22 protein-coding genes and 2 pseudogenes are annotated in these 22,563 nt (G+C 70.4%); 11 read left to right on the top strand and 13 right to left on the bottom strand.

Going from position 1 to position 22,563, the window contains the following annotated elements:
* Window positions 1-125: 125 nt before the first annotated feature.
* A complete protein-coding gene (gene sodN, locus GA0115254_RS36480) occupies window positions 126-521 on the top strand; it encodes a superoxide dismutase, Ni (protein ID WP_093899557.1) in 396 nt (131 codons plus the stop codon).
* Between the two features lie 7 nt (window positions 522-528).
* Here the strand turns inward: sodN and GA0115254_RS46925 are convergent.
* A pseudogene (locus GA0115254_RS46925) lies at window positions 529-1,197 on the bottom strand (tyrosine-type recombinase/integrase); the annotation flags it as partial.
* Window positions 1,198-1,589: 392 nt separating this feature from the next.
* Here GA0115254_RS46925 and GA0115254_RS36490 point away from each other — a divergent pair.
* Entirely contained in the window at window positions 1,590-2,909 is a 1,320-nt protein-coding gene (locus GA0115254_RS36490; RefSeq protein ID WP_093899558.1) for a hypothetical protein, read from the top strand.
* Window positions 2,910-3,692: 783 nt separating this feature from the next.
* A complete protein-coding gene (locus GA0115254_RS36495) occupies window positions 3,693-4,172 on the top strand; it encodes a VOC family protein (RefSeq protein WP_093899559.1) in 480 nt (159 codons plus the stop codon).
* A gap of 68 nt (window positions 4,173-4,240) precedes the next feature.
* Here GA0115254_RS36495 and GA0115254_RS36500 read toward each other — a convergent pair whose 3' ends face one another.
* Complete coding sequence (locus tag GA0115254_RS36500; protein WP_093899560.1) at window positions 4,241-5,713, bottom strand: MFS transporter; 1,473 nt, start codon at window positions 5,711-5,713, stop codon at window positions 4,241-4,243.
* Between the two features lie 102 nt (window positions 5,714-5,815).
* On the opposite strand from GA0115254_RS36500, the gene GA0115254_RS36505 reads away from it, so the two are divergent.
* The gene (locus GA0115254_RS36505; protein ID WP_093899561.1) at window positions 5,816-6,427 is read left to right on the top strand and encodes a TetR/AcrR family transcriptional regulator; all 612 of its coding nucleotides are present in this window, start codon (window positions 5,816-5,818) and stop codon (window positions 6,425-6,427) included.
* 7 nt (window positions 6,428-6,434) lie between these two features.
* Here GA0115254_RS36505 and GA0115254_RS36510 read toward each other — a convergent pair whose 3' ends face one another.
* The 5 genes from GA0115254_RS36510 to GA0115254_RS36530 all read right to left on the bottom strand — a co-directional run bounded on the left by GA0115254_RS36510 (window position 6,435) and on the right by GA0115254_RS36530 (window position 10,764).
* Complete coding sequence (locus GA0115254_RS36510) at window positions 6,435-7,058, bottom strand: nucleotidyltransferase domain-containing protein (protein ID WP_093899562.1); 624 nt, start codon at window positions 7,056-7,058, stop codon at window positions 6,435-6,437.
* 43 nt (window positions 7,059-7,101) lie between these two features.
* Window positions 7,102-8,019 carry an NAD(P)H-binding protein gene (locus tag GA0115254_RS36515; RefSeq protein ID WP_093899563.1) on the bottom strand — a complete coding sequence of 306 codons (918 nt, stop codon included), beginning with the start codon at window positions 8,017-8,019 and terminating at the stop codon, window positions 7,102-7,104.
* Complete coding sequence (locus GA0115254_RS36520; RefSeq protein WP_093899564.1) at window positions 8,016-8,375, bottom strand: DUF952 domain-containing protein; 360 nt, start codon at window positions 8,373-8,375, stop codon at window positions 8,016-8,018. The genes GA0115254_RS36515 and GA0115254_RS36520 overlap by 4 nt, the downstream gene beginning before the upstream one ends.
* 342 nt (window positions 8,376-8,717) lie before the next feature.
* Window positions 8,718-9,725, bottom strand: coding sequence for an NAD-dependent epimerase/dehydratase family protein (locus tag GA0115254_RS36525; protein ID WP_093899565.1), 1,008 nt, complete (start codon window positions 9,723-9,725; stop codon window positions 8,718-8,720).
* A gap of 85 nt (window positions 9,726-9,810) precedes the next feature.
* Complete coding sequence (locus GA0115254_RS36530; protein WP_093899566.1) at window positions 9,811-10,764, bottom strand: LysR family transcriptional regulator; 954 nt, start codon at window positions 10,762-10,764, stop codon at window positions 9,811-9,813.
* 245 nt (window positions 10,765-11,009) lie between these two features.
* On the opposite strand from GA0115254_RS36530, the gene snpA reads away from it, so the two are divergent.
* Complete coding sequence (gene snpA / locus GA0115254_RS36535; RefSeq protein WP_256102962.1) at window positions 11,010-11,687, top strand: snapalysin; 678 nt, start codon at window positions 11,010-11,012, stop codon at window positions 11,685-11,687.
* Between the two features lie 191 nt (window positions 11,688-11,878).
* On the top strand, window positions 11,879-12,334 hold the full coding sequence (locus GA0115254_RS36540) for a group II truncated hemoglobin (RefSeq protein WP_093899568.1): 456 nt from the start codon (window positions 11,879-11,881) through the stop codon (window positions 12,332-12,334).
* Between the two features lies 1 nt (window position 12,335).
* On the opposite strand, the gene GA0115254_RS36545 is transcribed toward GA0115254_RS36540, so the two are convergent.
* From GA0115254_RS36545 to GA0115254_RS36565, 5 genes are all read right to left on the bottom strand, one after another.
* Complete coding sequence (locus tag GA0115254_RS36545) at window positions 12,336-12,695, bottom strand: GntR family transcriptional regulator (RefSeq protein ID WP_093899569.1); 360 nt, start codon at window positions 12,693-12,695, stop codon at window positions 12,336-12,338.
* Window positions 12,696-12,697: 2 nt separating this feature from the next.
* Entirely contained in the window at window positions 12,698-13,681 is a 984-nt protein-coding gene (locus GA0115254_RS36550; protein ID WP_093899570.1) for an SdpI family protein, read from the bottom strand.
* A 180-nt stretch (window positions 13,682-13,861) separates the two neighbouring features.
* Entirely contained in the window at window positions 13,862-14,530 is a 669-nt protein-coding gene (locus tag GA0115254_RS36555) for a DUF6304 family protein (RefSeq protein WP_093899571.1), read from the bottom strand.
* Between the two features lie 187 nt (window positions 14,531-14,717).
* Window positions 14,718-15,812: a family 2 encapsulin nanocompartment cargo protein polyprenyl transferase gene (locus GA0115254_RS36560; protein WP_093899572.1), complete on the bottom strand. Its 1,095-nt coding sequence runs from the start codon at window positions 15,810-15,812 to the stop codon at window positions 14,718-14,720.
* A gap of 91 nt (window positions 15,813-15,903) precedes the next feature.
* Complete coding sequence (locus GA0115254_RS36565) at window positions 15,904-17,310, bottom strand: family 2B encapsulin nanocompartment shell protein (RefSeq protein ID WP_093899573.1); 1,407 nt, start codon at window positions 17,308-17,310, stop codon at window positions 15,904-15,906.
* Between the two features lie 178 nt (window positions 17,311-17,488).
* Between GA0115254_RS36565 and GA0115254_RS36570 the strand changes: the two genes are divergently transcribed.
* The 4 genes and pseudogenes from GA0115254_RS36570 to GA0115254_RS36585 all read left to right on the top strand — a co-directional run bounded on the left by GA0115254_RS36570 (window position 17,489) and on the right by GA0115254_RS36585 (window position 20,581).
* Window positions 17,489-17,938, top strand: coding sequence for an RrF2 family transcriptional regulator (locus GA0115254_RS36570; protein WP_093899574.1), 450 nt, complete (start codon window positions 17,489-17,491; stop codon window positions 17,936-17,938).
* Window positions 17,939-18,033: 95 nt separating this feature from the next.
* A complete protein-coding gene (locus GA0115254_RS36575) occupies window positions 18,034-19,230 on the top strand; it encodes a globin domain-containing protein (protein WP_093899575.1) in 1,197 nt (398 codons plus the stop codon).
* A 63-nt stretch (window positions 19,231-19,293) separates the two neighbouring features.
* A pseudogene (locus GA0115254_RS48015) lies at window positions 19,294-19,631 on the top strand (N-acetylmuramoyl-L-alanine amidase); the annotation flags it as partial.
* A 56-nt stretch (window positions 19,632-19,687) separates the two neighbouring features.
* Complete coding sequence (locus tag GA0115254_RS36585) at window positions 19,688-20,581, top strand: 1-aminocyclopropane-1-carboxylate deaminase/D-cysteine desulfhydrase (protein WP_093899576.1); 894 nt, start codon at window positions 19,688-19,690, stop codon at window positions 20,579-20,581.
* A 33-nt stretch (window positions 20,582-20,614) separates the two neighbouring features.
* Here the strand turns inward: GA0115254_RS36585 and GA0115254_RS36590 are convergent, their stop codons facing one another.
* Window positions 20,615-22,219, bottom strand: coding sequence for a Na+/H+ antiporter (locus GA0115254_RS36590; RefSeq protein WP_093899577.1), 1,605 nt, complete (start codon window positions 22,217-22,219; stop codon window positions 20,615-20,617).
* A 35-nt stretch (window positions 22,220-22,254) separates the two neighbouring features.
* Between GA0115254_RS36590 and GA0115254_RS36595 the strand changes: the two genes are divergently transcribed.
* Window positions 22,255-22,515 carry a UBP-type zinc finger domain-containing protein gene (locus tag GA0115254_RS36595; RefSeq protein WP_093899578.1) on the top strand — a complete coding sequence of 87 codons (261 nt, stop codon included), beginning with the start codon at window positions 22,255-22,257 and terminating at the stop codon, window positions 22,513-22,515.
* Window positions 22,516-22,563: the final 48 nt, after the last annotated feature.

Below are 22,563 nucleotides of genomic sequence, written 5' to 3' on the forward strand. Positions count from 1 at the left end.
ATTCGGCCACTGGTCCCATCCTCACCCTGGACTTTTGGCCTAAGCCCCTGGGGGCACCCACTGAATCCCGCCTCTCACGGAGTAATGTCCCACCTGAGAAGACGATCACGAGGAAGGACAGCTCAATGCTTTCCCGCCTGTTTGCCCCCAAGGTGAAGGTCAGCGCCCACTGCGACCTGCCCTGCGGCGTGTACGACCCGGCCCAGGCCCGCATCGAGGCGGAGTCCGTCAAGGCCGTCCAGGAGAAGTACCAGGCCAACGAGGACCCGCACTTCCGGGCCCGCGCGGTGGTCATCAAGGAGCAGCGCGCCGAGCTCGCCAAGCACCACGTCTCGGTGCTGTGGAGCGACTACTTCAAGCCCCCGCACTTCGAGAAGTACCCGGAGCTGCACCAGCTGGTCAACGACGCCCTGAAGGCGCTGTCGGCCGCGAAGGCCTCCACGGACCCGGCGACGGGCCAGAAGGCGCTGGACTACATCGCCCAGATCGACAAGATCTTCTGGGAGACCAAGAAGGCCTGATCTCCTTCTAGGCCGCTTGACCTGCACTTTCGCGGGTCGTGCGGCTTAGCTGTCCGCACCCGGTCCGCAGGCTGCCGAGCACGGCGTCCATGACGGCCCGGGTGCGGTCTTCTTCCCCGGGCCACAGATGCGCGTAGATCCGCAGCGTGATGACGGCGGACGCGTGCCCGAGGACGAGCTGCACCTGCTTGACGCTCGCGCCGCCTGCGATGAGCGCGGAGGCGTAGAAGTGCCGCAGGTCGTGGGTGACCATGTGCGGCAGCTCGACGGCCTTACGGTCTTCCCGCTCGGCGGCCCCGTTCTCGGCCGCCTGGAGCGCCTTGCGAGCCCCGTTCCACTCGGTCTTCCACCGCCGGTAGTTCTCGGCGGTGAGCCCGCCGCGCGGGGCGAGGGCGTCGGGGGTGCCGCCGGCGGTGACGTACTGCTCCAGGAAGACGCGCAGGCGCACGGGGTGCGGGGGCTCGATGGTGCCGTGCCAGCTGGCGAGGTCGAGCAGGCCGGGGCCGGTGAACGCGCGGGCGAAGTCCAGCAGCCGCCAGCCGCGCTCCCCGATCCAGCCGCGCTCCCCGATGTGGAGGCTGGTGGGGTGGAACTCGGAGTGCACCCAGCCGAACGGTCTGCCGTGTACGCCTACTTCATCGACGGCCGGCTGTTCTGCGTCGCGGTCGACGCGGTCCACGGGCCCCAGGTGAGGCTCTGGGGACGGGAGCTGACCGCCTGCGTCCCAGCTGATCTGGAACGGTTCCTCTTGCACGCGCACAGGTGTGAGGTGCTCGATGTGTCCTACGGTCCGCGGGGGAACCCCGGAGTTAACGAGCTCGGCCTGGTGTTGCGGGCGCAGGAGGCCGCCAGAGGCGTGGTGACCCGACCGGTCATGGTGGGTCGGACCTGGGCAGACCGTTGCACAGACGACTGGGAAGGCGCGATCCCGGAGTGTGAATGGGTGGGTCGCCTGTGGCCCCATCAAGGTGAAACGGGATCGTGGCCTCCGCCCGGTCACAAGACTCAGTGGGGCGGCTGGCAACCTCCCTTCTAGTCTGTCCCCTTCCTGCGACGAGCCACCAGCGCATGGTGCTGGGCGGTCCGTTGTCCGACCTGCTGCCTATGCTTCGCCGCATGCCGAACGAACTTGCGCCACTTCATGGCGTCGACGAGCAAACCTCCTGGCCGACTTCCGAGATGGTGGTCCACTACTCTGTCGCCGCTCCGAGTGAAGCGGAGGCTCGCTCGGTGGCCTCGGCACTGGCTCAACGCGGACACCGGTGGGTGACCGTGCGTCTGGTATATCTTCCGCATCTGGACCCCGGGAACCGACTGTTCGGCAAGCCCGAATTCTCCCGACCTGAGCTGGAGGGTTGGTGGAGCATCGACAGCGTCGTGGACGAAGAAGCTCCCGACCCGGCCTCGGAGTTTCACCAGCACGACTGCGAGAAGGTGGCGGTCGACGCCATCGGCAGAGCACACGGCGGTTTCTGGAACGGCGGATCTCTGGCTAATCGAGAGACCATGCTGCCTGGATTCGACCACCGGGGGCTGGTCCATGAACTCGACCAGAAGCACGCCCATCACATTCGGCGCGACGTGATCTCAAGCTTCCCTCCGCCGACGGAGGAACCCGCCCCGGCCACGCCGCTTCAGTGCACCATCGTCGAACGTCCATTCCCACCCGTGCTGGAGTGTGCGCGACAGGTCGCCCGCGATCAGGAAGCTCAGCAGGGCACTCTGCCCGACGGAACTTCCTGGTGGCTCACCATCGAGGCCGACGGCTTCTCAGACGACCGCGAAGTCGTCTTCGAATTGGCCGACTCGGTCATGCATCAGGGCACCTGCTACCCGCACACCGCCGACGAGATTCCCTTGCTGGCCGGTCTCGCATGTCACGAGGACATCCGTCCCGCGCATCGAGCCCTCTTCACCACGTTCCTGTTCGAAGCGGCCACCATCGGGCAGCGTGTGGCTGCCTCCGGGGCCGACCGCAGAGTGGCCCTGGGCCTTCCACTGGAGGAGACAGCGGACGAACTTGCCGCCCGTCATGCGGTCGAAGCCGTGGCACCGTACCTTCTGGTCCGCTGGGACAGTGAGGACGAAGCCGTACAGTTCACCCTCGCCGCCCTCGCGGCAGCAACCCAGCACCGCGCCTCGGGTACACGCATCCGGCACTTGGCCGAGCGCTGGGCCACGGGGCCCCGAGCGGATGCTCTACGTCTTGCAGCTGCCCTGGCCGAAACCGACGACGCCGAGGTAGCCACCGTTCTCCGCGGCATCGTCGAGAGCGGTGTCATACGCCCCAACAGGGTCCCGAGTCCCCTCGCGCCAGCACGCGGCGCGGCGCTCAACCTGCTCAAAGCTCTGGTCGAGCGGGAGATGTCTCCTCTGCTGGCCCAATGAGGCAGCGCTGCTGGTTCGCCCTGATCCGCAACCGCGCCGGCAGTCCGCACACAGTCCGCAGGACACCCGATAGGGACCGTCGTACCCCATCGCCAGCCATCACCAAAAGGCCAGGTCAGCGCCCCACAGGGAAGATCCCCGCAGGTCACCGGCCCGGCCCGTTACTAGGAGACCAAGAAGGCTTGATCGCCCCGCCCTGGCGACCGCGGCTCCGCCGCAGGCCGGACGGACAATCAGAAGGGCCCGACCGCTTCGACCGGTCGGGCCCTTCCGCGTTCCCGGAACGTCCGGAGACGTACGGGAGATGCCGTCAGCCGTTCGACTGCGGGGCCGGCGGGATTCGAACCCGCGGACGGGGCGGGCAGATCCGCCCGAACCCCCTCAGTCGGCATGAGGGGGACCTCCCGCACGCCGATCGCAATGGGCCGCTCTGCCACGGCTCCGCAACCTGCGGGACTGCGCAGTCCCGTTCCGGGGAGCGTAAGGTCAACACCCGGCAGGAGCCAGCCGTTTGTCCGGCCCGGGGCCGTCACTCCGGTCCGCTTCCCGGCTGCGATGCTGTCCGTCACCGCCGGAACCATGTGGAGCCGGACGGCTCCGATCCCCTTCTTCATACGCGGCGGACGGGAATGATCCCGGCCCGGCCCGGACGCCCGCTGAGCCACGGCTGTCCGCCACCGGCCGGGGCATCACGGATGCCCCCGATGAGTTTCCGGTACGGGATCAGTCGGTATGGGTGGACATGCGCACACAACGGACATGCGCACACGACAGGAGACAGCAATGACCACCGAGGGCTTCACCACATGTCTGTGGTTCGACGGGCAGGCCGAGGAGGCGGCGGAGTACTACCTCTCGGTCTTCAAGAACTCGCGTCTCGGCAGGATCGGCCGCTACACCGAAGCAGGGCCCGGGCCCGCCGGATCGGCGATGGCGGTCGAGTTCGAGATCAACGGCCAGAAGTTCGTAGGGCTGAACGGCGGGCCGCAGTTCACCTTCAACGAGTCCATCTCGTTCCAGATCCGCTGCTCGGACCAGAACGAGGTGGACTACTACTGGAGATGTCTCACCGACGGGGGCGAAGAGGGGCCCTGCGGCTGGCTGAAGGACAGATACGGCGTCTCCTGGCAGGTCGTCCCCGAGGTGCTCATCGATCTGATCAGCGACCAGGACGCCGAGAAGGCCGCGCGGACCACCGCGGCGATGATGACCATGAAGAAGCTGGACATCGCCGCGCTGCAGAACGTGCACGACGGGGGCTGACAGGGCGGGGATGCCGGCCGGGATCGATCCGTCCGGCATCTCCGCATCATCGGCGGGCGGGCCGTTGCTCACCGACGCGTGCCACCACCTGCTCGACGCGGACCGAGGAAGGCGCCGGCGAGCAGGGCGCCGGCCAGGACCAGTGCCGAGTCGACCAGGATCGCGACCGAGACTCCCGACAGGACACCCTCGGGTCCGGTGTCACCGAGGGTGGACATCCGGGCGGTGGCGACGGCGCTCATCACCGGGATGCCCATGGTGATGCCGACCTGCTGGGTCATGGTGGCGAGGCCGGTGGCCAGGCCCTGTTCCTCGTCGGGAAGACCGGACGTCGCGGTGACCATGAAGCCGACGATCATCAGCATGTTGCCCATGCCGCCGATGAAGGTGGCCACGAGCAGAAGCCAGATCCAGGCCCCCGATGTCCCGAGCGCCACCAGGGAGAGCGTGGCGACGGCCTGGATGGCGCCGCCGGTGGCGATGGTCGTGCGGCTGCCGTACCGGCCGACCGCACGGCCGCCGAACGCACCGCCGATCACGGTGCCGATGCCCAGGACGCCGAAGGCGAGACCGGTGGCGAGCGGTGAGTAGCCGAGGACTTCCTGCAGATAGAGAGTGAGCAGGAAGACCAGTGAGGTCTCGGTGACGAAGGCGATCAGGCCGGCGGTATTGCCCCAGATGACGCTGCGCCGCTTCAGGACGCGTACGGGGACCAGGGGCGCCGTGGCCCTCTTCTCGACGGACCAGAAGCCGAGGAGGAGCGCGAGACCTGCGAGGAGTGCGACCAGGGTGGTGGGCGTGGTCCAGCCGGACTCACCGGCCTGGGTCAGTCCGTAGACGAGCAGCAGCAGTCCGCCGGTGACGGTCACGGCTCCGGGGACATCGAGCCGGGGCCGTCGTGCGGGGCGCGAGTCGGTGATGACGGCCGGGGCGAGGGAGGCCACCAGGGCGGCCACGGGCACGTTGACGAAGAAGGCCCAGCGCCAGGAGAGCAGATCGGTGAGCAGGCCGCCGAGGATGGCTCCGGCGGTGAATCCGGCGGACATCAGTGCGCCGTTGAGACCCAGCGCGCGTTCCCGCAGCGGGCCTTCCTTGAAGGCCGTGGTCAGCAGCGCGAGTCCGGCCGGGGTGACCGCCGCCGTGGCGAGACCCTGCAACACCCGGGCGGTGAGCAGAACTTCGGGCGAGGTGGCGAGACCGCCCAGAGCGGAGGAGAGACCGAGTACGACCATGCCGCCCAGGAACAGCCGTTTACGGCCCACGAGATCGGCGACGCGGCCGAACAGCAGGGTGAAGCCGGCGGCGGCGAGCGCGAACGCGGTGGCGATCCACTGCAGGCGGGAGAGGGAGAAGCCGAGGCCCTCGCCGACAACCGGCAGTGCGACGTTCAGGATCGAGAAGTCCACGGCGATCATGAACTGGGCGCCGAGGAGAAGAGCGAGGACCAGCTTCTGCCGTCCGGTCATGCGGATTTTCGGGGACGGCGCGACGGGAGCGCCATCCATGATGTCGGGAGACTGGGCCCGGCTGGGTGCGGACATGGCTGTCCTTCCTCAGAGAGAGGTGTTAATGGGACTACTGTTCCGTTAATGTGAGAGTCACCGTAGCAGAGGAAGCATTACTAATGGAACTGGAGACCCGTTATGACGTCTGAGGGTGTGGAGCCCGGGACCGTCCGGCCCGGTGGCCGTACCGCCCGGGTCCGTGAATCGGTCCTGCGGGCCGCGGGCGACGCCCTGGCCGAGCACGGTTTCGACCGCCTGGACCTCGCCGATGTCGCGCGCCGCGCGGAAGTCGGCAAGACGACCGTCTACCGGCGCTGGTCCACCCCCACCGGCCTGATCGCCGACCTGCTCGACGACATGGCCGAGCAGTCCTCACCCCGTACGGACACGGGTTCTCTGGCCGAAGACCTCCGGGCCAATGCGCGGCTGGTGGTCACCACCCTCACCGACCCACGGCAGGGCGCCCTCTTCAAGTCCGTGATCGCCGCGGCGACCTGCGACCCGCGCACGGCCGAGGCCCTGCACCGCTTCTACGCGATCCGCATCAAGGAGTGGTCCGGCTGCGTCACCGAGGCCGTCGAGCGCGGGGAACTGCCCGCGGGCACGGACGCGGACGAGGTGATCCGCGCCGTATCGGCCCCCCTCTACTACCGGCTGCTGGCCAGCGGCGACCCGCTCGACGAGGCGGCGGCGGATCGTGCCGCCTCAGCCGCGGCCGCGGCGGCACGGGCGGGCGCGTACGTGAGGTGAGGGGTGGTCAGTCGGCCGGGTGGGCACGCAGACGTGCCGCCCACGGGTGGTCGGCGCCCTGGGCCAATGTGATCGTCTCGGTCAGCCAGGCACGCTGGTCCGCGGTGAGGGTCGGCAGTGCCGTCGCGAAGTCCTGTTCGTCCTTGGGCCGCGGGGACTTGGCCTTGTACAGGAGCTGTACCTCGGGACAGAGGTACGGGACGCCGTCCTTCGAGACCCGGCCGAGCCGGTCGAGCGGGAGCCGGATGCGGGGATCGCGGCGGAACAGCCAGTCGGTGCCCTCCACGTCGTCGAGCATGAGCTGGATGCGCCAGGGCTCGGCGGGCCCGGGGCGGCACCAGATGTCATGGACGTGACGCGGCAGGACCTCGCCGGGGAGCCAGGGGCGCAGGGCGCCGGGAGGATCGGCGGCCCACCACTCCCAGCCCGCCAGGATCTGCTGAGCGGTGAGCTGGTCGCGGCGGAGCAGGAGTACGTCGATGTCGCCGTGGTCCCGGAAGGTGTGGCCCACGGCGAGTTCGACCGCGTATCCGCCCGCGATCCACCAGGGGACACGCAACGGGGCGAAGAGGCGGGCGGCCTCTTCGAGCGGGGCCGGATCCCACGGGCCCCAGGGGGTTTCCGTACGCATGGACTGCGGCCCCTCTCCTCTTCCGGTGTCGCCCGCCATGGGATCAGTCCGTTCTCAGCAGATGCCGATAGCTGTCCGGGTGCTCCCTCAGATAGGTGGCCAGACTCATCGCCGGATGCCCGGTGAGGTTCGGTACGGCGTCCGAGACCGTGGACATCTCGCCGGTGGCGATGGCCTCGTACGACGTCACCCAGCCCGCCACCTCCCAGTCCTCGGCACCGTACTGCGCCCGTGAGGCATAGGCCTCCTCGCGGGTCTCCGGTACGTAGGTGATGGTCCGGCCGGTGACCCGGCCCATTTCCTCGGCCGCTTCGGCGAGAGTGAACGCCTCGGGACCCGTGAGGTCGTACGTGAGCCCGTCGTGCCGGGTGTCGGTGCTCTCGGTACCGGCCGGCAGCACGGCGGTCGCGGCGTCCGCGATGTCCTCGTGCGCCACCGCCGACACCCGGCCGTCGCCGCCGGGACCGCGCAGCACCCCGTCGGCTCCGGTCATCGCCGGGAGCCCGGCGAGGTACAGGCTGTCGCGCAGGAAGGTGTAACGGACATCGGCGGCCCGGATGTGCGCCTCGGTGTGCCAGTGGTCCCGGGCGAAGGTGAACGTGGCGTCCGGCGCGGCGCCGAGGAACGAGATGTACACGATGCGTTCGACGCCCACGGCGACCGCCGCGTCCACGGCCGTCGTGTGCTGGCGCACCCGGTCGGGGCTCTCGTGCGCCGAGACGAGGAACAGCGTGTGTGCCCCGGCGAGGGCGCGGCGCATGGCCTCCCCGTCACCGTAGGGGGCCGGCGGTGCGGCGACGGCGCCGGGCAGCTCCGGCAGCCGGGACGGGTCGCGACCAAGGAGCCGCACGGGCACACCGGCGCGCACCAGACGCTGTGCGACACGGCCGCCGACCGCACCGCTCGCGCCGGTGACGGCGACGATGGGGGCGCCTGGGTCCGTGGGGGGTCGGGGGTTCATGCGGGGTCGCCCTCCTTTCGCGGCCAGGGGCGCACCTCCACGACCGCGTCCACCGGGACGGGTCCGTAGATGTGCGGGAATTCCTCGCCGCCGGGCGCGACGGACTCGTACCGTACGGGTGCGGGGAGACGGGCGGGATCGATGACGAGGACCACCAGATCCTGGTCGCCGGCCCCGGCCCGGCTCCCGGCGCCGTACAGCATCTCGGCCACGCCTGCGAGCTGGTGCGGCAGCGAGCAGTGGATGAAGCCCTCTTCGTGCAGGGTGCGGCCGCGGGTGGACATCTCGTACGTCCCGATCCCGCGGGCCGCCTCCCACAAGGGCCCTTCGGTGAGGTGCAGCAGCAGTTCGGCCATGGGCCAAAGCTAGCCGCGTCGACGCGCCCTGCGGGCCATCAGCGTGGCCGCCGATCCGGGAACGAGCAGAACTGCCGCGATGCCGCCGGGAATCCATTCACCGCCGCGGGAACCCGTGTTCGAGCGCGAGCCGCCGTGGCCGGCGTGGTCCGGCCGGTTGTGATCGGACTTGTGCGGCCGGGAGTGGGTGGGGGCGGCCTTCGGTGCGGGGGCCGTTCCCCGTAGGGGCCGGGGCGGGTGATTCCGTCTCCGGATGTCGGGGTGGGCCGGCCGGTTTCCGATGCACCCGGGTGCCCCGATACGTAGGGCCGCACCGGGGCACACCATGCTCGCGAGCGCGCGTCAGGCCGGATCCGCCAGCAGTTCGGCCTCCACCCGCGGGTCCAGACCGACCGCGGGCCGGTCCGGCCGTTGCGGGGCCACGCCGTCCAGTTCGACCAGCCACTTCCAGGTATCGGCGACCGTCTCGTCGACGGGCCGGCAACGCAGACCCGCCGCGTACGCCTTGCTGACGTCGCCCCGGTGCATGGTGTCGTACAGCTCGCCCGGCGGCAGCCAGACGGGCAGATCGCTCCAGGGCTCCACACCTGCCGCGAGGATGGTCCGCGCGGGTGTCCAGCGGAGTTCCGCGTCCGAGCCGGTGGCGCGTGCACAGGCATCCAGCAGTTGCCCCATGGTGGCGTGGCCGGGGCGGCTGACCAGGTTGTACGGCCCGTGCAGACCACCGTGCCCCGCGTCCAGGAGCCAATCGGCGAGGTCGCGGGCGTCGATGTACTGGAGCATCAGGTCCGGTGTCCCCGGGGCCAGTACGGGCCCGCCGCGGGCGATCCGCAGCAGCCACCAGGGCAGTCTGCCCACATTCTCCCAGGGGCCCAGGATCAGTCCCGCGCGGGCCAGCAGGGCCCGGTCCCCGAAGGCGCCGAGTGCGGCCAGTTCACCGCCGCGTTTGGCAAGGGGGTACGAGACGTCCCCACCGGCGTCGGGCGAGGCACCGGCCACCAGCGGGCCGTCCTCGGACAGACCGGCCGGGGCCGGGTAGTCGTACACGGAACGGCTGGAAACGTACGCGTACCGGGCGGCCCGGTCGGCCAGCAGACGGGCCGCGTCCCGTACGGCCGAGGGGGCGCCGCTCCAGGTGTCAACGACCAGGTCCCAGTCGGGCGTTCCCCCGTGGCGGCCGTCGGCCGCGGCCAGCGCGGCGAGGCCGTCGTCGGTGGTGCGGTCCCCGAGGAGTTCCGTCACGCCCTGCGGGGGTGCGTGACGGCCGCGGTGGAACACCGTGACCTCCCAGCCGCGCGCGAGCGCCGCCTCGGTGACGGCGCGACCGACGAATTCCGTACCGCCCAGCATCAGAAGCCTCATGGGACCGACTCTGCCCGCCGGACGGCCGGGTCGGAACAGGTCCTCGCTCTCGGCGGAATCGCACAGCGGTCCCTCACTGTGTGCGGGCGAGCGGGCTGTGGTTGCGCAGCAGCCACTGGTGGTACCCGGCCGCCCGCTGGGCCGCCTCCCGGTAGGCCGCCTCCAGCTCCCCGTACACGGTCGCCATGTCGGCGCCCGGCCGGGACACCAGCAGCAGCCGTACGGCCAGGGGATCGTCGCGCAGCGGACGGATCGCCATGTCGTCGCGCGGCCCGGAGGTGGGCTGGCAGGGTGCGACCGCCTCGCCGAGCACGACGAGGGACGCGGCGGTGAGGTAGTCACCGTGCAGGACGGTCGGCGCGAGACCCGCCTCACCGAACACCCTGCGCAGACCGTCCCATTCGCCGTCCACCGTGGGGTCGACCATCCACCGGTCGGCGGCCAGGTCCTCGAGGTCGACCACGGACCGGGCCGCGGCCGGATGGTCCCGTGCCATGGAGATGAACTGCGGCTCGCGGTCCAGCAGTACGCGCTGCTCCAGGCCCTCCGGGATGGCCAGCGGAAAGCCCTCGACCTCGTGCACGAAGGCGACATCGAGGCCGCCCGCATCGACCGTATGCAGCAGGGCACTGGCCGATACGTCGACCCGCAGCGAGATGTCCGTGCCGGGCAGCCGGAGCCGCAGCCTGCGCAGCCAGCCGCCGATGACCCGGCTCGCGGTGCAGCCGATGCGCAGCCGCGGGCCCGAGGCGCGGACCGCGTCGGCCTCCGCCTTCGCCTCGCTGACCAGGGCGGTCATTCCGTCGACCAGGGGGCGTGCCCGGCTGAGGACGGCGCGGCCGAGCAACGTCGGCCGGCAGCCGGTCCGCTCGCGGCTGAACAACTCGGCGCCCAGAGTGTTCTCGATCCGCCGCAACTGGGTGGTCAGGGAGGGCTGGCTCACGCCCAGCCTGCGGGCCGCGCGGTGCAGGCTGCCCGTGTCGGCGATGGCGCACAGCGCCCTGAGGTGTCTCACCTCAAGCTCCATACGGTCGAGCGTAGGGCGGCGCGCCACGGTCGCACCAGACGCCCCAATCCCATCAAAGTCCGTTAATTCACCGGGAGTTGACGGAGACGTCGACAACGGCACCGGGGGTGGCGATAGGCCGGTGCTATCGCCGGTTGACATCATCCGCCACGGCTTCCGCTCCCCGACACTCTGTGCGTACCGCACCCGTCCGAGTCCGATGACCGGACGGGTTCATCGGACAGGTAATCGGTAGGAGACCCCCCATGAGACACCCCAGGACCGTCATGTCGGCCGTGATCGGCCTCGGCTTCGGACTCGCGGCCGCGCTGGGCACCGCACCCGCCATCGCCTCCTCTCCCGCATCCGCCGCACCCCCCGCCGCCGCCTCGGAGGCCCACGCGGGCTACACCTCCGGCTCCGGGTCGCACGAGAGCGCCGCCGCGAACAAGGCGTTCTTCGAGGCAGTCGCCAAGTCCGTCGCCAAGAAGCGGGCGGCGAACCCCGGCGCCCAGGCGGTCACCATCGTCTACAGCACCGCCAACGCGCCGAGCTTCCGCACCCAGATAGCCAACAGCGCGCAGATCTGGAACGGCTCGGTCTCCAACGTCCGGCTGCAGGAAGGCTCGAACGCCGACTTCGCCTACTACGAGGGCAACGACCCGAGCGGCTCGTACGCCAGCACCGACGGGCACGGCAACGGCTACATCTTCCTCGACTACGCGCAGAACCAGCAGTACAACTCGACCCGCGTCACCGCGCACGAGACCGGTCATGTGCTCGGCCTGCCGGATCACTACTCCGGTCCGTGCAGCGAGCTGATGTCGGGTGGCGGCCCCGGCACGTCCTGCACGAATCCCTATCCCAACGCGAACGAGCGCAGCAGGGTGAACTACCTGTGGCAGAACGGCTTCGCGGCCGCACTCGCCCGCAGCGGCTCCTGACCGCTGTCCGGCCGCTCAGCGGCACCGGGGGCCACCTCGTAGGACGGGGTGGCCCCTTGGGCGTCCGACGGACAGGTGAATGCTCGCCCCCACTTGATCCGCCCGCAGCGAACGGGCCGGGCGTGCCGCTCGTTCCGGGGGATGCTGGAAACGGCCGCCACAGGCGGGCCGTCCCCCATGGAGGTACGAGCGTGAGCGAGCGTCCCGATTCCCTGTACGAGGCCGTCGGCGGCATGGACGCACTGCGCCGGCTGAGCATCACCTTCTACGACAACGTGCTGGCGGATCCGCTGCTCGCACCCGTCTTCGCGGATTTCACCCCGACCCATATCGAGCATGTCGCCGTCTGGCTGGCCGAGATATTCGACGGCCCCGCCGACTTCACCGCGCAACACGGCGGCCACCAGGCCCTGTTGCGCGTCCACCTCGGGCTGTCCATCACCGAGCAGCAGCGGCTGCGCTGGATGGAGCTGATGACGGACGCCGTCGAGAAGGAGCTCCCGGACGACGCGCTGCTGCGCCGCCGGGTCCTGGAGTACTTCGACTGGGGCACGGGCGTCGCCCGCGACGTGTCGGCGTCCCCGGTCGGCGCGGACCTCGGCGATCCCGGCCCGACGCCACGCTGGGGCTGGGACGGCCTGCGCTGACCTACGGGTTGTCGAGTGCGGTACGGACCAGGGCCAGCAGCTCGTCCTCCGTCATCCCCAGCTCGCGTGCGTCCGCGGCCACCTCGCGTACGCGCTCCAGCAGCCGGGCCCGGTGCGGGGATGCGCCGCCGGTGATGACCGCACCGCGCCCCCGGCGCAGTTCGATCAGCCCCTCCTCCCGGAGCTGCTGATAACCCCGCAGCACCGTATGGACATTGACCCCCAGGGAATCGGCGAGCACCCGGGCGGCGGGCAGACGCTCGCCCGGCACCACCGCCCCCTCGGCGACGGCGCGGCGCACGGACGCCGCGATCTGATCACCGAGCGGCACGGTGGAGGTGGGATCGACCCGGAAGAGCATGGTCAGTGCTCCGCTCGGCGCTGGTCGATGAGGGTGTTGAGGAGCGCGGCGCCGGTCGCCGAATCGTCGACGGTCACCGCGAAGTCCCGGCCGCCGGCCAGTGTGGCCACGATTCCCTCACCGGAGCGGATCATGAGGCCGCTCCGGCCTGGACGGATGCGATAGCCCCAGCCCCCGTACTCCGCAAGGGGGTTGATGTCCCTGCTGGTCGCGGCCTCGATCCGGTCGAGCGGCACTCTGAGGCGCGGCCAGGGCAGCATTCCCGAGATGGTGATGCCGCGCCGGTCCACCACCACGTACGGCCGGGCGAAGGCGGCCAGCAGCACACCGAGGAGCAGTAGCGGAATCGCCGCCGCCCAGCCCGAGACGAAGAGCAGCACCACCCCGCCGGCCACGAGCCCGAGCGCGATCAGCGGCAGCCACCAGCTCCCGGCGCTGCGCGCCCATCCGGCGACCTCCCCGTCGGCGAGCGCGATCCGCGCACCGTCCCCGGCCTGCCCGGTCGCGGTCGGCTGCTTCGGTACGGGACCGAGCGCGGCCAGCGCCATCCCCAGCCCTCCGGCGAGCACGGCGACCCCCAGGGCGACGGCGAGCTGCCACATCGGGAACGACACACCTTGCGCCTCCCCTTGCGCATTCTCACCGGCATCCACGTTGGCGAGCAGCACGGCTGTCATCACCCAGCCGAGGAATCCGGCGAAGGCATACCCACCGGCGACCAGCCATCGATAGGCCCACCCGTAGAACTTCCCCCGCACCACCGTGAGAGCCCACAGAGCGCCGGTCACGGCGAACAGCAGAACGCCGGCCATGGCGTGCCACACCTGCCCCGCATAGCCGTCCGACCGGCCATCGGCCCGGAAGTGACTGGCCAGTTGCCCGGGAAGTCGGTCGCGGAAGACGCCGAGCAGCACCAGATCGGTGGCGAGCGCGAGCAGGAACGGCAGGGCGACGAGAGTGGCCCGGCCCAGATTCTTACGCTTCATGAAAACCTCCATTGTTTGCATGCTAGTAGAACAATGGAGGTGGGGCAAAGCTTTGACGGCATGCCGTGGGGATGGCATGCCGTCGGGGATGGCGGGAAGAGGTACGGACCGCCCTCGTCGCGGTCAGGAACAGTCCGACGAGCAGCGGGAGGGCGGCAGCAACCGGTCAGGCAGAGAAGATCAGGCCAGCTCCAGCGGGAACGCACCCCGGTGCCCGGTGCCGGCGCCCTGATCCGGGCGGGACTCGTACTCGCGGCAGCTCCAGATCTCCTGGACGAATCCGGTCCGCCGGTCCCACAGATCCAGGACATCGCCCTCACCGGCCGCCCCGCGGTAGGCATCCTTGGCGCCCCGGAAGCATGCGAGGCCGCCGGAAAGGCCGCGGCCGGGGGACGGGAAGTAGTCCGAGAAGGCGCAGGCGATACAGGTCTGCAGGCGCACGCCGGGCGGCAGGGCGCGCTGGATCGTGGCGAGGGCGGACGCGAAGTCGCTCTCCGCACGATGGGACCGGTAGGCCGCCCCGCCGAACTGCAGCTCCAGGTAGAGATACGGATCGGGGCGGCGCAGCGACAACAGGCAGCTGAGCGTGGCCTGATGTACGGATTCGTCCCAGAGAACCGGGAGCGGCAGGTCCCATTCCAGGACACAGTCGCCCAACGCGCCGTCCACCAGAGCGAACAGGCCGTCGGCCGGTGGTGTGCCGGCCACCGGGGTGAGGCCGTCGAAGCTTTCGCCCTCGAAGTCGATGCCCCTGGCCCGGAGGCGGAGTTGCTGTCCGTCGGTGGTGAGGATGACGGCATCGGAACCCTGTCGGTCCCGGTACCACCCTGCCCATGACTCATCTGTCATGGGCACGGACTGTAGCCCGTGCCCATGACAGTCGCCCGGTCGCCCTCCTTTTCGTCTCATGGGCCTTGTGACCTCGGCACCTTGCTCCGCTCTCCTTCCTCCGCCCCCTTCACCGCTCCCGGCTCTCCGCCCCTTTCTCCGCGCCCCCTCCGATCCCGCTCCGCCTGCCGCTCCCTCCTTTCCGTGCTCAGTGCGTCCGGCGGGTGACGAACTCCGCCAGGGTCAGGAGATCGCCCGCCGGGGACAGGTCGGGAACCGCCCGGGAGAGGTGGTGGACCGCGCGCGCCATCCGGTCGGCCGCGCAGATCTGCGCCCACTCCCGGCCGCCGGCCCGGTCGACGGCATCGGCGGCGCGGCTCACCTCATCGGGCGTGTTCACCGATCCCCGGTAGAGCGCGGCCAGTTCGGCCGCCGCGGGCGTGCCGGAGGTCAGCGCGGCGACCACGGGCAGGGACTTCTTATGGGCTACGAGATCCGCCCCGACCGGCTTTCCGGTCTGCGCCGGATCACCCCAGATGCCGATCAGATCGTCGATGAGCTGGAAGGCGAGGCCCGCCTCCCGGCCGAATCCGTCCATCGCGCCGACCGCCCGCTCTCCCGCGCCGGCGTACAGCGCACCCAGGGCGCAGGCGCAGCCGAGCAGGGCTCCCGTCTTGGCGGTGGCCATGGTCAGGCACTCGTCCAGCGAGACTTCGTCCGGACCGCGTTCCTCGAAGGCGCAGTCGGCCTGCTGGCCCGCGCACAGCTCGATGACACAGGTCGAGAGCCTCGCCGAGGCGCGGGCCGAGGCCGGGCCGGTGTCCTCGGCAAGCAGCCGCTGGGCGAGGGCGAGCATGGCGTCACCGGCGATGACCGCGTCCGGAATACCGAAGACCGCCCAGGCCGTGGGACGGTGCCGACGGGTCCGGTCCTCGTCGATGACGTCGTCGTGCAGCAGGGTGAAGTTGTGGGCCAGTTCCACGGCGACGGCTGCCCGTACCGCCCGTTGCGGGTCGCCGCCCAGCGCCCGGGCGGCGGCGAGGACGAGCGCGGGCCTGATCGCCTTGCCTGCCCGCCCCGACGACGGGGTGCCGTCGGCCTGCTGCCAGCCGAAGTGGTACATCGCTACGCGACGGATCGATCCGGGCAAGGAGTCGACGGCGGCGTGCAGTTGGGGATCGACGAGGGTGCGGGTCTGTTCCAGGAGGGCTGTGGCCTCATGGCCCTGCGTTGCGAGGGCGGCCGGGTCGTTGTCACCCGGGGCCCGGGGTTTGGGTGGTTGGGGTGCGTGGTGGGTCTTCATTGGGGCGTCCTCCCGAGATCGCCCCGGGCACGGCTGCCCGGTGGCGGTGGTTGACGGGGGCCCGGACATCGCCGTCCGGGCCCCCGATGGGCTACCGCCAGCGGCTGACCTCGACGTTTTCCAGTACGCCGAGGGCGTCCGGTACGAGGATGGCCGCGGAGTAGTAGGCCGTCACCAGGTAGGAGATGATCGCCTGCTCGTCGATGCCCATGAAACGGACCGACAGGCTGGGCTCGATCTCGTCGGGGATGCCGGTCTGCTGAAGTCCGATGACGCCCTGCTCGGCCTCACCCGTCCTCATGCAGATGATCGACGTGGTCCGGGCGTCGGTGACCGGGATCTTGTTGGACGGGAAGATCGGCACGCCCCGCCAGGCCGGCACACGGTGTCCGCCGACGTCCACACTCTCCGGCACCAGACCGCGCTTGTTGCATTCACGGCCGAATGCGGCGATGGCCCGCGGATGCGCGAGGAAGAGCTTCGAGCCGCGGCGGCGCGAGAGCAGTTCGTCCATGTCGTCGGGGCTGGGCACCCCGTCGTGCGGCTGGAGGCGCTGCCCGTAGTCGCAGTTGTTGAGCAGACCGAACTCACGGTTGTTGATCAGCTCGTGCTCCTGGCGCTCGCGCAGCGCCTCGACCGTGAGCCGCAACTGCTGCTCGGTCTGGTTCATCGGCTGGTTGTAGAGGTCGGCGACCCGGCTGTGGACCTTCAGCACGGTCTGGGCAACGCTCAGTTCGTACTCACGCGGCGCCGATTCATAGTCCACGTACGTGTGCGGGACGACGGCTTCGCCGACATGGCCGGCGGAGAGATCGATCTCCGCCTCGCCGTACTTGTTGGTGCGCTGCTGCGGAATGCTGAGCAGTCCGGCGAGATGGGTGCGGAGCGAATCCGCGCGCTCGGCAAGATTCAGCACATCGGCCCGCCTCAGTGTCAGCACCGTGCAGGCGGTGACGGCACGGGCCGTGTACTCCCAGACGGCGTCGCCGTCGATCAGGGCGCGGTCGCCGAAGTAGGCCCCGTCGGCGTGGACCCCGAGCACCGTCTCGTCCCCGTACGGGCCGGTGCCGACCTTCTCGACCTTGCCGTGCGCCAGCAGGAAGACACGGTCCGCCGCGTCCCCGGCGCCGGCCAGCACCTGGCCGGCGGCGATTTCACGTTGCTCGCACCGCCGGGCCAGCTCTCCGAGCACCTCCTCGTCGCCGAACTCCCGCAGGGCGGGCAGTTCCCCGAGCTCGGCGGGGATGACCGTGACCCGGTCACCGGTCTGCACGAAGGTCACCCGGCCGTCCCCGACCGAGTAGCTCAGCCTGCGGTTCACCCGGTAGGTGCCACCTTGTACCTGCACCCATGGCAGCATCTTCAGCAACCACCGTGAGGTGATCTCCTGCATCTGCGGAGCGGACTTGGTGGTCGTCGCGAGGTTCCGCGCCGCTGCCGTGCCCAGACTCTGCTGCGGCGGCACCGGCGCGTTCTGAACCTCTTCACCAACGGACATCTGACGTCCTCTCGATCATCGGCTGACCTGCACGAAGAAGCCTTTCAGCACGGAGAGTCGGTACGCCATTACACAAAAGAGTGTGACTATTCGGGCTTTGGGCTGGGCACGACGCTCAGCAATGTCCACGGGTCCCATTAATTTGCATCCCTGATGCAAATTATCTACCGTGTCCGTCATGCGGCTGACGAGATTCACCGACGTGGCGCTGCGCGTACTGATGCGCCTCGCCGTCGTGGAGAACGAGGACCCGCCGACCACCCGGGAGGTGGCGGCGACCATGCAGGTGCCGTACACCCACACCGCGAAGGTCGTAGCCAAGCTCCAGCACCTCGGCCTCATCGAGGCGCGCCGGGGCCGCGGCGGCGGGCTCAGCCTCACCGGAGCGGGCCGGGCCGCCTCGATCGGCGGACTCGTCCGGGAGCTGGAGGGCCCCGGCGACGTCGTCGAGTGCGAGGGCGCCACCCCCTGCCCCCTGCGCTCGGCCTGCCGGCTGCGCGGCGCCCTGCGCCGGGCGGAGGACGCCTTCTACGCCTCACTCGATCCGATCACCGTCGCCGAACTCGTCACCTCCCCCACCGGGCCGCTGCTCATCGGCATCAGCCGCGGCCGCCCGGCCACCGACTGAGCCACCGCACACCGCACCACGGGCGCCATCGCCCGGTTTCACACTGCCCAAAAATACGCATCTCACATACCAATTCAAGAATCCAGGAGTCACCGATGCTCTCCGAGACGTCGACCGCCACCGTCCGTGCCACCCTCCCCGCCGTGGGAGCGGCCATCGGAGACATCGCCGATCTCTTCTACCGCAAGCTCTTCGACGCCCACCCCGAGCTGCTGCGTGACCTCTTCAACCGTGGCAACCAGGCGTCCGGCGCCCAGCGCCAGGCTCTCGCGGGCTCCATCGCCGCCTTCGCGACCCAGCTGGTCGAGCACCCGGACACCCGCCCCGACGTGATGCTCAGCCGGATCGCGCACAAGCACGCCTCGCTCGGCGTCACCGCCGCGCAGTACGACGTCGTGCACACCCATCTGTTCGCCGCCATCGCCGAGGTGCTCGGCGACGCGGTCACCCCGGAGGTCGCCGCCGCCTGGGACGAGGTCTACTGGCTGATGGCGGGCGCCCTGATCTCGATCGAGGAGCGGCTGTACGCACAGCAGGGCGTCGTCGCCGGTGACGTGTGGCGCGAATGGGAGGTGACCACCCGGATCGAGGAGACGGCGGATGTCGCCACCTTCCAGCTCCGCCCGGCAGACGGCGCACCCGCCCCCGCCTTCCGCCCCGGCCAGTACGTCTCCGTACAGGTGGAACTCCCCGACGGGGCCCGCCAGATCCGCCAGTACAGTCTCTCCAGCGCCCCCGGCTCCCCGCTCCGCTCGATCACCGTCAAGCGGGTGCACGGCGGCGGCTCGCCCGACGGCGAGGTCTCCCGTCATCTGCACGCCGAGATCGGGTCGGGCGACCGGCTGCGCGTCTCCGCCCCGTACGGCGATCTCGTACTCGACTCCGCCGACGCCCCGCTCCTGCTCGCCTCCGCGGGCATCGGCTGCACCCCGATGCTGTCGATGCTGGAACACCTCGCGGCGACCGGACACCGCGCCCCGGTCACCGTCGTGCACGGCGACCGCTCCCCCGCCGACCACGCGCTGCGCACCGACCACGCGATGCTCACCGGCAAACTCCCCGACGCGATCGCCCACTTCTGGTACGAGAACCCGGAACCCGGCCACCCCGCCGACCGCACCGGCCGGGTCGACCTGAGCGGCCTCGCGATCGCCCCCGGCACCCATGCCTACCTCTGCGGCCCCCTGCCCTTCATGCGCGCCGTACGCACCCAGTTGCTGGCCAAGGGCGTCCCGGCGGCGGACATCCACTACGAGGTGTTCGGCCCCGACCTGTGGCTCGCCCAGGACTGAACCCGGCCCACGGCGAGCAGAATTGACCGGATCGGCTCGCACGCGGCCCGGACAACCGGTCCGCACCCGGTCGGCCACGGCCGCGCCGACCACGCCGGACTCGGCGACGACGACGTACTGCGCGCCGTCGTCGCCGAGAAGCGCCTCCCGTCCGACAACGAGGCCGACACCGACCGGAACAAACACTTCTACGGCTTCGGGTGGGAGAACCTCGGCGACAGTGAGAACCCCTGGCCCGACGAACAGCTCGAAGCGATCGGGAAGCCGACGCCGCGGTCTGCCGTCACCACAGCTGGACGTCCCGCTCGGTGATCGGCCACAAGGAGTGGCAGCCCGGCAGGATCGATCCCCACGGCTTCTCGACGGACTCCATGCGGCACCGGATCCACAACCGCCCGAAGCGACCCGCACCCACCCGGCACGGCATGCCAGGGCATGGCGCGGCGACAATTGCGGCATGCCCCCCGAAGCACTCGACCTCTCGCGCCTGCAGCCGGTGCTCCCCTCGCCCCTGCAACCGGCCGAGGACGTGCGCTTCGCACGCCACGGCGTACGGCTGCTGCTCAAACGCGACGATCTGATCCACCCCGATCTCCCGGGCAACAAATGGCGCAAACTCTCCCCCAACCTGCGGGCCGCCGCCGGGCGCACCGTGCTGACCTTCGGCGGCGCGTACTCCAACCATCTGCGGGCCACCGCCGCCGCCGGACGGCTGCTCGGCTTCCCCACCATCGGAGTCGTACGCGGTGACGAACTGGCCGGCCGTCCCCTCAACCCCTCGCTCGCCCGCTGCGCCGCCGACGGGATGACCCTGCATTTCGTGGACCGTACGACGTACCGCGCGAAGGCCGATCCAGAGGTCCTGGCGGGACTGCTGAGCGCCTTCGGGGAGTGCTGTGTCATCCCGGAAGGCGGCAGCAACGCCCTGGCCGCACAGGGCTGTACGGAGCTGGGCCGCGAGCTTCACGGCCGGGCCGATGTGGTCGCGGTCGCCTGCGGCACCGGCGGCACCCTCGCCGGACTGGCCGCCGGCCTCGCACCGGGGCAGCGCGCCCTCGGCATCCCGGTGCTGCGCGGCGGTTTCCTCGGCGACGCGGTGCGGGAACTGCAGCAGGAGGCGTTCGGCGGGCCCGCCGGGTCGTGGTCCCTGGACGAGCGCTTCCACTTCGGCGGCTACGCCCGTACGACCCCGCAGCTGCACGCCTTCGCGGACGACTTCGAGCAGCGGCACGGGCTGCCCGTCGAGCACCTCTATGTCGCCAAGCTGCTGTACGCACTCACCGCGATGACCGAGGAGGGCGCGTTCCCCCCGGGAACCACGGTCGCGGCCGTCGTCACGGGCCGGCCGTAGGCGCATCCCGCCGGACGGGCCCTCAGCACCCTCTCAGGGCGCTTCCGACTCCTCCCGGTAGGCCGCCGCCTCCTCCAGGTCGAGCCGTCTGAGCAGCGTGCGGAGCATCTCGTCGTCGATCTGCCGTTCGTCCCGCAGCCGCACGAAGACCTCGCGCTCGGCTTCGATCATTTCCCTGGCCAGGCGCCGGTACGTGTCGTCCGCCGACTCCCCGGTCACCGGATTGGCCGCACCCAGCCGCTCCCACACCGCGTTGCGGCGGCGCTCCAGGACGGTGCGCAGCCGGTCGGTGAGTGGTCCCGGCAGAGAGTTGCGCCGGTCGGTGAGCAACTCCTCCAGGCGCGTCTCGGCGGCCGTGGACGCCTCGCTCTGCGCCTGCGCCTCGGCCAGGGTCTCCGCCGTCGCATCGCGCCCCGGAAGCTTCAGGACGCGCACCAGCAGCGGCAGGCTGAGCCCCTGGACGACGAGGGTGCCGATGACGGTGGTGAAGGTCAGGAACAGCACCAGATTGCGGGCCGGGAATGCCTGCCCACCGGTCGTGAGCAGGGGGATGGAGAAGGCGATGGCGAGCGAGACGACCCCCCGCATCCCGGCCCAGCCGACGATCAGCGTCCCCGTCCAGGTGGTCTCGGTCTCGCGCTCCCTGATCCGTTTCGACAGCCACCTGGGCAGATACGTCGCCGGGTAGACCCAGAGGAAGCGGACCACGACGACGGCAAGGAACACGACCACCGCGTACCGGAGGGCATCCGCCACTGCGTAGGTGCCGAGCCCCTTCAGCACGAAGGGCAGCTGGAGCCCGATCAGCGCGAAGACCGCGGACTCCAGGATGAACGCGACCATCTTCCAGACGGCCGCCTCCTGGAGCCGGGTCGCGAAGTCGACCTGCCAGGAGCGGTGGCCCAGATAGAGCGCGACGACGACCACGGCGAGCACTCCGGAGGCGTGTACGCGTTCGGCCGCCGCGTACGCCACGAAGGGGATCAGCAGCGACAGCGTGTTCTGCAGCAGAGCTTCCTTGAGGTGCGTACGGAGCCAGTGCAGCGGCACCATCAGCGCCAGGCCGACCACGATGCCGCCGACCGCGGCGAGGAGGAATTCGCCGATCCCGGCACCCCAGCTCATGCCCTCGCCGACGGCGGCGGCGAGGGCCACCTTGTAGGCGGTGATCGCGGTGGCGTCGTTCACCAGGGACTCGCCCTGCAGGATCGTCGTGACCCGGCCGGGCAGCCCGACCCGGCGGGCGATCGCGGCGGCCGTGACGGCGTCCGGCGGGGCGACGACCGCGCCGAGCACCAGCGCGGCGGTGAGTGGCAGGTCCGGCACGAGGCGGTACGCCAGCCAGCCGACCGCGACGGTCGCGAACAGGACGTAACCGACGGAGAGCAGCGCGACCGGCCGGAGATTGGCCCGCAGGTCGAGGTACGAGCTGTCGACGGCCGCCGTATAGAGCAGGGGCGGAAGCAGCAGCGGCAGCACGATGTGCGCGTCCAGGGTGTACGTCGGCACCCCGGGCAGGTACGAGGCGATCAGCCCCACCGTGACCAGCAGCAGGGGGGCCGGCACCGGGGTGCGGCGGGCGGCCCCCGCCACGGCCGCACTGGCCGCGACCAATGCCACCAGCGGCAATGCGTCCATCTCACGGTCCTCGCATCCGTCGTAACCTGACAATCATGAGTGATTGCGCGCACGTGTCCGAACTGCCGCGCCCCGAGCCGGTCCCGCGCAGCGAGACCTGCCTCGGGTGCCTCGAGGCGGGCACCCACCCGGTGCAGCTACGGCTCTGTCTGCTCTGCGGTCATGTCGGCTGCTGCGATTCGTCGCCGCTGCAGCACGCCACCGCGCACTTCAAGGAGACCGGTCATCCGGTGATGCGGAGCTTCGAGACGGGCGAAAGCTGGCGCTGGTGCTTCGAGGACGGTTCGATCGTCTGACGCCTGGGTACGTCAAACCGGCGCCGGTTGTTCGTAATTGACCGCCGC

The sequence above is a fragment of the Streptomyces sp. Ncost-T10-10d genome (genome assembly GCF_900091955.1).
Taxonomy (GTDB): Bacteria; Actinomycetota; Actinomycetes; order Streptomycetales; family Streptomycetaceae; genus Streptomyces.